We start from the raw sequence: 12,298 nt of genomic DNA, 5'->3' as shown, positions 1-12,298 counted from the left end.
TAAATATAAAATATGTTACGTCATCATTTTTTCATCTTAATATTCTTGAGTACACTTTTGCATCTTTCGTTAGTGGCCCAAGAAAGTAAGCCCTCTATTGGAGCTAAAAGTGCAGCACTTGGAGGGCACAGCACAACGTTGAAAGATGTTTTTTCCGTTTTTAACAATCCTGCGGGATTGAGCAGTCTGGAGGGCTTCAATGTAGGTATTTATGCAGAAAATCGTTTCTTGATTGAAGATCTCAACCTATTGGGTGTAGGTATTGCTTTGCCGACCAAAAGTGGCTCTTTTGGATTGGGTGGAACTTATTTTGGAAATGCTGCTTACAGCGAATCCTATTTCACCTTGGCTTACAGTCGTTTGCTTGCAAGAAATTTAAGTATTGCAGTAGATTTTGATTATGTGAATCTTTCCATTGAAGAATTTGGCAGTACTTCTGCTTTCACTTTTGGTTTGGGACTTCAATTTTCACCCTCCAAAAACATAGAGATTGGAGCATCTATTTACAATCCGATTCGAGTCCAACTCACACAAGACGAAGAAAGTTTTTTGCCGAGCCTCATAAAAGTAGGATTGGCATATCACCCAGAAGAAGAAGGCTTTACACTTTTGGGAGAAGTTGAAAAAGACATAGATAGGGAAGCCATTTTGAAGTTTGGACTGGACTACCAATTGATAGAAAAACTCTCTTTGCGAGCAGGTATTTCTACTAATCCTGCTTACAGTAGTTTCGGACTGGGTCTCAACTTGGGAAAAATGGTTGTAGATTTTGCCAATCGCTTTCACCCTGTTTTGGGTTACTCACCGCATATTTCGGTGATTTATCAAAATTAAGGCTATGATTTTCAAGCTACCCAATGCCAAATCATAAAGTAATTAAGGCTATGATTTTCAAGCTACCCAATGCCAAATCATAAAGTCTTCAAAAACCCTTCAATGGCTTGGTTCACCTGCTCAGGTTCTTCAATCGTAGAACTATGGCCTGCTCCTCCAATTATTACCAACTGAGAATGAATGATTTGCTTGTGAATTTCTTGTGAGTGAATAGGTTCGGTAGCTACATCTTGATCACCAACAATTACCAGAGTTGGAGCTTTGATGTTAGGCAATTCATCGAAAATGGCTTGGCGATTGATTACTCCTTGAACTGCTTTGACAATGCTTTTTTTGTGCGCTGACATAAATGAATGCCATTTTTGTTTTTCGTCTGCCCTTGTCGGGTCGTTTAAAAATTTCTCTCCAAATAATATTTTCATTACTTTTCCTACAACAGAACTGACTCCAAATAATCGTACTGCCCAAGTTAATAGGTTATATTTAGAGGTATGAGTTTCACTATTGGCAGAAGTGTCCAATAGTGTCAAAGAATTAATACGATTGGGATATCGAGCAGCGATTCTCATACCGACAAAGCCTCCCATAGATAAGCCAATAAAATGGCAACTCTCGATATTGAGTGCATCCATTAGTCCCAAACCGTCTTGGGCGAGGTTGTCCATATCATATCCTTGCTTGGTTATTTGACTTTGTCCTTGTCCTCTGTGGTCGTAACAGATGCATCTATAGCGGTCTTTTAAAAAATCTACTTGCTTGTGAAACATGGTTTTGTCGAACAACAAGCCATGACTAAATACGATGGTTTCCTTTCCTTTGCCTACTAGTTCATAATGCAAGGAAACACCGTTTACTCTCACTTTGGGCATAACGAATAAGTTGAGTTAATTTATGAGTTGATTTAAATATATTTGTAGTGAAAAATAGCATTACATTTTTTGGAATCTACTTTTTCCCCTATAAAAAGGGGCAAATTTTTAAGAAAGTATAGAAAGGTTAAAACGTTATTTTTCCTATTTTTCTAAAGATGTAAGGTAGTAAAATTGAAGCAAAAGAAAAACAAGGATAGCATTCTAAAATGTATGATGGTAAAAAAAAGAACAGAAATGCTAAATTTTGATAAATTTACGGACAAAACCAACATTCACAAATGACCCTAATATATCAAACACAAACAGAAGACGTACTGGAAATTGAAGAAAAATTGGAAGAACTTTCTTTGGCCTTCAAAACAGAACAAGTGGCAAATACTGAATTACCAACACTTCTTGAAGGAGAAAATGTCATTGAAGGAAAAGAAGCTATTTTTATTTATTTAGAAGAGTTGAAGGGTGAGCTATTCAAATCGTATTATTGCAGTTAAGAAGGCAAATTGCAGACCAGACTCCTATGTTTGAAAAGTATGTGGTTTTCAAACCGATGTCGATTGCGGTAAATTTGTGATTGTAATTACTAACGAAGTATTTACTTTTTTCACAAAACCTTTAAAACCGTATTAAACGATGAAAAAATTAGCAATGTTATTCGCCGTGCTTTTAGTAAGCCTTTCTTTCTCCAATGTTTATGCACAATTTACTCGAACCAAAACGCCTGTCTTCAATCAAAAAACCAACCCAAAATTGGAGCAGCCAGTTTTCACAAATCCCAATCTTAAAACAGAAGGGGAAGAGATTGTAAACAAACAAGAACCAGAAGAACTTGTGCCGAATAGCTACATTATTTTCTTCAATCCCAAAGCTGTTCCAGCCTTTACTGATGTATATTCTGACGAAAAATTTGAAAATCGAGAGCAATTGTTGGAGGCTTTTGCAGGATTTGAAAAGCAATCAACTGCTAAAATTATGGACATCATACAAGGAAAAATGGGCATTGATGCCAAACAAGTTCAGCAAGTTTACACAGGTGCAATCAGTGGTTTTGCAGCAAAAATGTCTGATAGTCAAGCCAAAGAATTGGCTGAACGGGCAAAAGGAAGCGAATTGGTTCAGTCTATTGGACAGGATATTTATGTGAATTTTGACAGTTCTGCTTCTCCTGAAATGATGGTCAGTAGCCCAATGCCTCCTCAAAATGTGGGATGGGGAGTCCAGTTTGTCGGTTCTGGCGATGGTTCTAAGCTCTTCAACTGGGCGTTCGTGATTGATACAGGTGTGGATTTGAACCATTCTGATTTGAGAGTAAGCAGCAGTTGGAGTCGTTCTTATGTGGCAGGTGAGCCTTCTCCTACTGATAATCAAGGTCATGGCACACACGTTGCAGGTATTATTGCAGCCAAAGACAATGGCTTTGGAGTGAAAGGTGTTGCAGCGGGCGCAACAGTTGTTTCTGTGAAAGTATTGAGTGGTTTGCGTAGAAGTCAATGGTCAGAATTGCTTAGAGGTGTGAGTTATGCAGGTGCAGTGGCATGGAGAGGAGATGTATTGAATTTGAGCTTGGGTGGTCCTGCGCCTTCTTGGTGGGATTCCTTGTGGGGTGATGTTCGCAATGACATCGAAAGCTGCTTGAGAAGTATCGGAAACAGAGGACGTTACATCACCATTGCAGCTGGAAATGAAGCAGATAATGCCAACAATCATACTCCTGCCCGAACCAATGGTGCCAATATTTTTACCATTTCCAACATGACTTCTGCTCGCAGATTGGCTGGTGATTCTAACTTTGGCAATGGCCCGATTGACTTTGCTGCTCCTGGTTCTGGAATTTATTCTACTTACAGCAATGGTAGGTATGCAACGATGAGTGGAACTTCAATGGCTGCTCCACATGTTGCGGGTATCTTGTTGATTAACAGAGGGAGAATCAATACCAGAGGTCGTTTGGTTTGGGATAGAGATGCTACACTTGATCCTATTGCAGTCGTAAGGTAAAAGAGGTGTAATTGAAATCCGAAAATAGAGCAGTGCCTAATTTAAAAAAGCCGTTTTTCTTTGAATAGAAAAACGGCTTTTTGATTTGTTATATAATTGTAATTGATTGGCTATTGATGATTTAGTGTGATTTGGAGAACATAGATATTGGATAACTTTTGCCTTTTCAAAACTAACCAGTCACTAATCAATCAATCACGTTTATGACCTATTCATCATCTCGCTTCAATTCATATTTGACGATCTTGTTGTGGAGGTGACTGCGTTGGATACCCAAAACTTCAGAAGTTTTTTTGACATTCCAGCTGTTTTGCTCTAGTTTGTGCTGGATAAACATCTTTTCGGTATATTCTTTGAAGTCTTGCAGTGCTTCAAAACGGTCGTACAAGTTGTTGTTATTGGAGGCTGTGTTCGATGAGTTTCCACCAGAAGGAGTTACAAACATTTGTACATCAGTACCTGTGATTTTTTCCTCACTCAAAATAATGAGCCTTTCTATCACATTGCGAAGCTCTCGCACATTGCCCGACCAATTTTGAGCTTGCAATAATTGAATCGCTTCTTGGGTAACTGGTTTGGGCGGAATATTGTATTCACTGCAAATATCTTTGATAAACACATCGGTCAATAAAGGAATGTCTCCTCGGCGATTGTTCAAAGAAGGTACACGAATCGGAATGACATTGAGGCGGTGATAAAGGTCTAATCGAAATTTGGTGTCTTCAACTTCCTGCAATAAGTTTTTGTTGGTTGCCGAAAGAATCCGAACATCTACTTGAATGTCTTTGTCGCCACCAACTCGGGTTATTTTGTTTTCCTGCAATGCCCTCAATACCTTGGCTTGTGCAGAAATACTCATGTCTCCAATCTCATCCAAAAAAAGTGTTCCTCCATTTGCTTGTTCGAACTTACCAATTCGCTGTTTGTGAGCCGAAGTAAAAGCTCCTTTTTCGTGTCCAAAAAGTTCGCTTTCAATCAATTCAGCAGGAATTGCGGCACAGTTCACTTCCACAAAAGGGCCTTTAGACCGATGGCTTTTTTCGTGTATCCAACGGGCTACCAACTCTTTACCTGTACCATTTGGTCCCGTAATGAGGATGCGGGCATCGGTAGGAGCAACTCGGTCAATGGTTTCTTTGATTTTGGTAATTACCTCAGATTCACCCACTATATCCCGAACTTTGGTGACTTTGCGCCTCAATACCTTGGTTTCTGTAATCAAACTGGATTTATCGAGTGCATTGCGGACAGTAATGAGCAGACGGTTCAAATCTAGTGGCTTGGCAATGAAGTCAAACGCACCTTTTTTTACGGCTTCTACTGCGGTTTCCACAGTACCGTGTCCCGAAATCATGATAATAGGTAGATCTGGACGTATTTTTTGGACATTTTCGAGTACCTCCATGCCGTCCATTTTAGGCATTTTGATGTCGAGAAACACTACATCGAATTTGCTGGTCTTGATTTTGACCATTCCTTCGATGCCATCTTTTGCCTCTTCTACCTTATAATCTTCGTATTCGAGAATCTCACGGAGTGTTCGTCGAATACTTCTATCATCATCAATTAATAAAATTTTTGCTTTTGTATTAGCCACCTTCTCTGTTTGCTTTATTGAACGAATGGATTAAAATAAATGTAAATTTATGAAATAACAACAATAAATAAGCCAATTTATATCATTTCAACTTGAATAATCAATAGATTGGTAAAACTCTTGAATGATTGAATGTTTAAATAGCTATAAGTCAGCTATCGAACAATTTAGCGGTAAAGCAATTTAAGCATTAAATCGTCTCGAAATGAAAAAAAACTACAAACCTATAAGCCGAGTTCTGTAATTGGACGCATCCAATTTTCTATCATTTATCTAGGACAGCAGTCACCCACTGCCTCCAACGACCTACCCCCCAGCTTCGGGCGAGCAGCCCTCAGCCCAAACAGCGAACCGTCTAAGCATGCTGGTGTATTTGGTCTTTCAACCCACAAGGTTTACCCCACAGATGTATCTCCACATCTGTCAGTAGGCTTTTACCCTACTTTTTCACCCTTACCCTGAAAACATCGGGGCGGTTATTTTCTGCGGCACTTGCTATCTCCAACGCTTTCGAGTTGAAGTCCATCCGCTAGATGGTGTGGTTGCTCTGTGTTGCCCGGACTTTCCTCTTTACCTGCCTTCTTGTGGGGCGGCAAAGCGATAGAACGGTTTGTAGTCTTTTTTGTATTGGTGTTTTTGAGTGTTAATGTGTTGATTTTGAGTAATACAAAAAATGAGTTCCCGATTTTAATATTGAAGTGTGATGGACTTCAATGAATCATTTGAACTTGGACAACTCTACTATTCACTCTTCATACTCAAAGAAAATCTCTGTTGCCCCAAAACCATACCGATGGTTGTACTCATTCTTAAAGTTTTTTACCTCTGGATAGTTCATCAGCAACCTAAAAACTTCACTTTTCAATTTTCCTTTTCCGATGCCATGAATAACTACCATGTTTTTCTCTTTTCTTTTGATGGCTTCTTCAATGTTCTTTTGACACTCGTTCAATTGCAGCAACATGATATTGGTCTTCGTTAGATGACGATAAGATTTAGCCAATTTCTCGATGTGCAAATCTATGACTCTTTCTTCGGCATTGATGTATATTTTTTCAGAAAAATTTTGCTCTTTTACTTCGTTCTCAAAAGTATGAAGTTTTAGTTTTTCTATATATCTGCTTTCTGGTTTAGGAGGGGGTGTTGCCGTAGGAGTAGGCGGAACCTGGTGAAAGAGGGTGTAAATGTATGCTTTACCTGCAATACTTTTAAGCATCTCGGGAACACGTCGCAGCATTTTAGCTTTGGGCTTGATGGTTTTTTCAAAGTTTGTAAGCAGTTTAGTAGTGTCTTTTTTTAGTAAGCTAAACTTAAATTGCAGTTGAGGTTGTTCATTCAATAAGTCATAATCCATTGAATTGAGAATCATGGTTTCTCGCCCACTGATTTTTTTCTTCAATTCAAATTCTATATATTCAATGCTTAACAATTGATAGTCAAATTGAAGTGCATACCCCGAATCATTGATTAAGTGTATCAAAAAATAATTAATATCACCACTATCATCGTAAAATGGCTGCAAAGCAATATGAATGCCCCTATCTGGTTCATAGTCCATTTCGTTGTGCTGTGCAATGGAATTTATTTTTTGAGCAGCATCTTCTTTCTTTTTTTGAAGGTCTTGTTTTTTTAGAGGTTTTTTGGGGTTTTTCTTCAAATGCTGAGGAAGGTGAATTGGAGCAATATTAGAAGGTGTAGCTTCTTTTTCCTCCACTTTTTTAAGGTGTTCCATAAACACAGGAATTTCTTGCCCATCAATTTCTACCATCAAGGTTTCTCCATCGAAAAAGTCGACAACCAAGCCAACTTCATCGGTAAAAATCAGTTGAACCATATCTCCAACCCTTATGTAATCCTTATTCTTTTTCATATCAAACAAACTCTTTTTTTACTTCATTCCAGATAGCATCCATTTCACGGAGAGTCATATCAGGCAACTGTTTACCCTGCTGTTTAGCAATACTTTCCATCTTTTTAAAACGTTGGGTAAATTTTTTGTTGGTCAATTCCAACGCATTTTCAGGATCAACGTCAATAAAACGTGCATAGTTAACCAAAGAAAACAAAACATCACCATATTCTTTATTGATATTTAACGCATCTCCTTCCTTCAATGCCTGCTTCAATTCACTTAATTCCTCCTCTACCTTATCCCACACCTGCCCTTTGGTATCCCATTCAAAACCCACTTTTTTAGCTTTTTCTTGAATACGAATAGCTTTTACCAAAGCAGGGAGTGATTTGGGTACGCCTTGTAGTGCCGAAGTTTTACCTTCCTTCAATTTCAATGCCTCCCAATTGGTCTGTACTTCTTTATCATCCTTTACATTCACATCGCCATACACATGAGGATGTCGTTTGATAAGTTTTTCACATAAACTATTGATAATAGATGCTATGTCAAAATCATTTTGCTCTTCACCTATTTTAGCATAAAAAACAATATGCAGCAACAAATCACCCAATTCTTCTTTGATACCTTGCATGTTTTTTTCGGTAATGGCATCTGTCAATTCATAGGTCTCTTCAATGGTCAATGTTCGCAGACTTTCTATGGTTTGTTTTTTATCCCAAGGACATTTTTCACGCAATTCGTCCATTATTGTCAAAATTCGCTCAAAAGCATCTAGTTTGGCTGATATATTAATAGGTTTCATTGATATTTTGTATTTTTGTTAATATGCAAACAAGCTGCAAAAATAGCGGAACAAAACATATCTTTGCGTTTTACTGTTTCTATTTAAGACAAAAAAATAATAATTAGTATGTTTATCCCAACTTTAATATTGACAATTATTCTAATAGCTCTTGTATTTGCAGGTATTGGATTGCGAATACTATTGGTTAAAGGTGGTGAGTTTAGAGGTACTTGTGCAACCAATAATCCCATGCTGAAAAATCAAATAGGCGAGTGTACTGTTTGTGGAAAGAAGCCGGATGAGGAATGTAAGCAAGAAATCACTCCAATGATGCAATAATTTATATGAAGATTGTGCATCTTTTTTTGTTAGATAATATTATTTTAGTACATTAGTGATGAATTTGAAGCTACAAACTTCATAACCCTTATTTACTGATAACCTGTTGAGTTAAATATCAAGCCCACGAAATATACCAAGATTGGATATTCAATCTTTTTATGATAAATTTTGAAGACTGTTGGTTACTTCAGTCTTATCTATTATATACACAACTTTCAATCTAAATAGGTGGTTATGAAATACATCATTTTCACGTTGATTTCTTGTCTATTCGCTTCTTCTTCAATTGTAGCCCAAACAAGTTCTAACGAACTGACTAATTTGCGGCTCACCAAAATAGACAATCAAGGTAAAGAGGTAGTTTTTACAGTAAGCGATGCTATTCAGTTGGTGCGTTTTTTCAATGCCCAATCTGGAGTGAAATTCTGCAAATCAGATCCCCAAAAGAACACCTTAAAAATTGTAGGTGATACCGGCACAGATATTCAACAAATGCTGAATAATTCGTTGATATTGAGCGAAATAAGTAAAATGGGATATAAAGTAGATATAGCTACAATCAAACCACCTTCAAAGCCTGTCATACAAACACTGGCTAAAGAAGATTGTGCGGATTGTGGTGATGTGGATTTGAATCAAAGCAGCGTTGAAGATATGCTCAAGAATTCGGACTATGGAGGAGATGAAATCATCATAGATTTAGGCGGTAATAGTGATCCATTTGGTAGTGATCCATTTAGTAGCAGCACTGATCCTTTCAGCACTGGCGGAGGTACTCCCGATTTTACTGTTCCTCAAATGTCTCAAAGCCAAATAGATTCATTGCAGAAATTATTCAATGGTGGCATAAAGCCTGATAATTGAAAAACTATAACTATTACAAGCAAAAGTTTAAATTTCATTTTCACTAAATTAAACCAGTCCTGCCTGTTTCATTTCATCCCTCAAAGCGGGTAGCTTAGGTGGGCCTCCATAAATTTGTTCAAAAAGTAGCCGGATTTCCCTCTCTTTGCTTTTCATCCCCTTGAGGAGCGATAACCACGATGTAACCTCCTTGTACAAGCCACGACCCCGACCTTCCTGTAGCGTATCCAAGCTTTTTTGTTGGATAATTTCAAAACACTCATCTGGAAAAATTGTCACTATTGGGCTGATGAGTTGCTGAAAATTGAAAGAATCAAGGTGTTCTTTCACATATTGAAGAATATCTCTATGACGATTTTCAAGACTCAGCATTTGTATATAAAAAACTTCTTGATTGCTGTTTTTTTCAATAAACTGTTCCTTCTGCCCCTCAGTCCAAACTTCTCGTAATTTCTGAAAAGTCAAAATATTGGCTTTTCTGCTTGTATAATTCGATAATACTTTGATGTAAAATGACCTATCTTGCTCAGGACTTATTTTGTCGAGCAATTGTTCATCGACTTGATAAGGCCATATTTTGAAAGCTTTTTTGGCAATACGGTAGAAATCCTTTGTCCTACCCAGTTCACCATATTTATTCAGTAGCTTAGCAACCAGTTCAATCTCCTCTCCAGCAAAGCTTTCTGCAATTTCAATCCAGCCCTCGTTATCTGCCAATTCACGCGCAATTTTTAGACGAACATAAGCCGACTGTTTATCTGTCCATTGGCGAGCATCCATTTTTTGTTTCAAATACAAAGCAGTTGTTTCTTCAATAATCAATGCTTTGAGCAAAGCCTCTATTTTTTTTGGTTCATATATGATTCCCTTTTCTTCCTCCAAAGTAGCCTCACCCGATGTATAATAATCAACACGCTCAAAAACAAGGTCAATAAGTTGCTCTACCGTTTCAGTCGTCTTAATAGCCAATTTTACCTCGTTTGCTATTTTCACTGACACTTGCATAAATATTGAAATAAGCTCCTCATTGTAGTCCTCAAAACTGGAATATTCATCAATTGCAGGCTTTTCGACATTGTAGTATCCTTCATATAGCCCCAACAACACGCTTATCCCTCCAATAAGATTCCCTCTTTTGATGTGGTTAATCGCATTTTTTTCATACCCTTCAAAAACCTCCTCAATCATCTGAATCCCTCCATCATAAGCCAATTCCCAATCTTCTACATATCCACCATAATCACGTTGATTAACATAGTCAAACACCTCAAAACCAAACTCTAAACTGCTCAATTCTCTATATACTTCATCCCGAATCATCTCGATGTCTGATGCAATAGAAGTGCTAATTTGTTGCCCTTTTTCTGCAAAATTGATGAATTGGGATCGTAAAGCATCGTTCTTTTGAAACAACTGCCTTAAAAATGCTTTTTGGACATTCGTTGCTGCAACTGCAAAAATTTGATCGTAGAAGTTGGCACCATCTACATGAACAGGAGTGCCAATTGTAGAAACCACTCGTGCAGAAGGAGAAGAATTTTGGTGGTAAACTATATTTTCGCTTTCAGAATTGGAAACCTCCATGTAGTCTCCATCAATGATAGCTAAACCCACTGCAATCGTATGTTTACACAAACCTCCAAACATATAGGGGCAATTGCAATAAGCAGTTATATCATAAGCTTTTAATTCAATAGTAACTTGATACAACTCGCTTCCTTCCACTTTTCCTGTAAAAGTATTTCCAGTTTTGAAGACTGATTTTACAGCTTTATGCGAAAAATAAGCCTCTCCTTTCTCAAAACTTTTAGCATTAGATAATTGTTGCAATCGTTCTTTGCTGATAGAGGATATCATAAGTAAAAAATCATGAATTAAGTAAATGTCTCTGGCAAATGTAAAACTTTCAGTCTGTTTTTTGTGTGATATTTTGAAGCAACCTTGTTTTATTCCTGTTGAAAAACCAATGATTTATCACTCAATTAACAACTCACCAAAGACGTACTCATATAATTGATCTCTTTGTCATTCAAAACAACTTCAATTGCGGATTTTTCATCTGCTCATACAAATCCAAATTGTAAGGAGGCATTTTCACCTCCTTCAAAAACTGATTTCGAGCCACTTTGAATTGTTGGTGAATCATCTCCGCATATTTCCCCTGTCCACGCATCCGTTCACCTACCTTTTTGCTGCCCAATTCACCACCATGACAATCAGCAATTTGATTCAATATTTTATCGGCTCGGTCGGGAAGATTTTTTTGCAGCCAATCGGTGAAAATAGTCGCTACATCGTCATTCAAACGCACAATCGTATGTCCGATACCCATCGCACCCAAAGATGCTACTTTTTTGGTCAAGCCCAAAATTTCGTGGTCATTGAGCGAAGGAATAATAGGAGCCATCATCACAAAAACAGGAATCCCATTTTTTGCAAGTGCTTCCACAGTTTGCAAACGGTTGGGAATAGAAGATGCTCTCGGTTCGAGCTTTTGGCGAAGCTTTTCGTCCAGTGTTGTGATGGTAATGGCTACATGTACAAGGTCGTGTTTCGCCATTTTGGTAAGTATGTCCAAATCTCTTAAAATGAGTTTATTGCGGGTAATCATACTCACAGGATGGCGGTATTTCCAAAGTACTTCGAGCATTTGACGTGTAATCTCCAATTTGCGTTCAATCGGTTGATAGCAGTCCGTATTTCCTGCAAACATAATCGGTTTTGCGACCCAATTTTTAGACTTCAATTTTTCTTCCAACAACTTCGGAGCGTTTTTTTTCACCAAAATATTCTGCTCAAACTCCAATCCTGCACTGTATCCCCAATAAGGATGCGTGTTTCGAGCATAACAATATACACATCCATGCTCACAACCTTGATAGGGATTCATCGAATATTCGGCTGGAATATCTGGATTGATGACCTTGTTGAGAATGCTTTTGGGGTGAACTTCAATGTAATTCGTCGCCTTTTTCTCCTCCTCTTCTTCCACCAATTGATTGTCTTCGGCATCATAACTATATTCTGCAAAACGATGTGTGGGATTGATTTGAGCACCTCTGCCTTTAATGTAATGTTCATTTTTAGGATATTCCATGACTCGATTTCTTTGTTGTCCAAAAATACAATTGTAGAACGATTTGTGGCTTGAATTG

Annotated in this window: 11 protein-coding genes and 1 other RNA gene; 5 read left to right on the top strand and 7 right to left on the bottom strand. The window is 37.8% G+C overall.

All coding sequences use genetic code 11. The features are described 5' to 3' along the window. Positions 1-12 precede the first annotated feature (12 nt). Positions 13-834 carry a hypothetical protein gene (locus R3E32_04870; GenBank protein ID MEZ4884053.1) on the top strand — a complete coding sequence of 274 codons (822 nt, stop codon included), beginning with the start codon at positions 13-15 and terminating at the stop codon, positions 832-834. A 77-nt stretch (positions 835-911) separates the two neighbouring features. Here the strand turns inward: R3E32_04870 and R3E32_04865 are convergent, their stop codons facing one another. Further along, positions 912-1,703, bottom strand: a complete 792-nt coding sequence (locus tag R3E32_04865) for an alpha/beta fold hydrolase (GenBank protein ID MEZ4884052.1) — start codon at positions 1,701-1,703, stop codon at positions 912-914. A 281-nt stretch (positions 1,704-1,984) separates the two neighbouring features. On the opposite strand from R3E32_04865, the gene R3E32_04860 reads away from it, so the two are divergent. Together R3E32_04860 and R3E32_04855 are read left to right on the top strand one after the other, a co-directional pair. Then, complete coding sequence (locus tag R3E32_04860) at positions 1,985-2,197, top strand: hypothetical protein (protein ID MEZ4884051.1); 213 nt, start codon at positions 1,985-1,987, stop codon at positions 2,195-2,197. 139 nt (positions 2,198-2,336) lie between these two features. Next, on the top strand, positions 2,337-3,701 hold the full coding sequence (locus R3E32_04855; GenBank protein MEZ4884050.1) for a S8 family serine peptidase: 1,365 nt from the start codon (positions 2,337-2,339) through the stop codon (positions 3,699-3,701). Positions 3,702-3,909: 208 nt separating this feature from the next. On the opposite strand, the gene R3E32_04850 is transcribed toward R3E32_04855, so the two are convergent. The 4 genes from R3E32_04850 to mazG form a co-directional block, all read right to left on the bottom strand. Next, positions 3,910-5,298: a sigma-54 dependent transcriptional regulator gene (locus tag R3E32_04850; GenBank protein MEZ4884049.1), complete on the bottom strand. Its 1,389-nt coding sequence runs from the start codon at positions 5,296-5,298 to the stop codon at positions 3,910-3,912. A gap of 211 nt (positions 5,299-5,509) precedes the next feature. Next, positions 5,510-5,915, bottom strand: an RNA gene (gene rnpB, locus R3E32_04845) — RNase P RNA component class A. A gap of 128 nt (positions 5,916-6,043) precedes the next feature. Continuing rightward, complete coding sequence (locus R3E32_04840) at positions 6,044-7,168, bottom strand: Smr/MutS family protein (protein ID MEZ4884048.1); 1,125 nt, start codon at positions 7,166-7,168, stop codon at positions 6,044-6,046. Between the two features lies 1 nt (position 7,169). Continuing rightward, positions 7,170-7,955 (bottom strand): nucleoside triphosphate pyrophosphohydrolase, encoded by a 786-nt coding sequence (gene mazG, locus R3E32_04835; protein MEZ4884047.1) that lies wholly within the window; start codon positions 7,953-7,955, stop codon positions 7,170-7,172. 108 nt (positions 7,956-8,063) lie between these two features. On the opposite strand from mazG, the gene R3E32_04830 reads away from it, so the two are divergent. Next, positions 8,064-8,276: a hypothetical protein gene (locus tag R3E32_04830; protein ID MEZ4884046.1), complete on the top strand. Its 213-nt coding sequence runs from the start codon at positions 8,064-8,066 to the stop codon at positions 8,274-8,276. 237 nt (positions 8,277-8,513) lie between these two features. Next, positions 8,514-9,143 carry a hypothetical protein gene (locus R3E32_04825; GenBank protein MEZ4884045.1) on the top strand — a complete coding sequence of 210 codons (630 nt, stop codon included), beginning with the start codon at positions 8,514-8,516 and terminating at the stop codon, positions 9,141-9,143. 48 nt (positions 9,144-9,191) lie between these two features. Here R3E32_04825 and R3E32_04820 read toward each other — a convergent pair whose 3' ends face one another. Beyond that, positions 9,192-11,000, bottom strand: a complete 1,809-nt coding sequence (locus R3E32_04820) for a hypothetical protein (GenBank protein ID MEZ4884044.1) — start codon at positions 10,998-11,000, stop codon at positions 9,192-9,194. 172 nt (positions 11,001-11,172) lie between these two features. Continuing rightward, on the bottom strand, positions 11,173-12,240 hold the full coding sequence (locus R3E32_04815; protein MEZ4884043.1) for a PA0069 family radical SAM protein: 1,068 nt from the start codon (positions 12,238-12,240) through the stop codon (positions 11,173-11,175). Positions 12,241-12,298 lie beyond the last annotated feature (58 nt).

The organism is Chitinophagales bacterium, assembly GCA_041392475.1.
Classification (GTDB): Bacteria; Bacteroidota; Bacteroidia; order Chitinophagales; family UBA2359; genus JAUHXA01.
The sequence above is the reverse complement of the archived record's forward strand: the minus strand, read 5'-3'. Positions and strand labels throughout refer to the sequence as shown.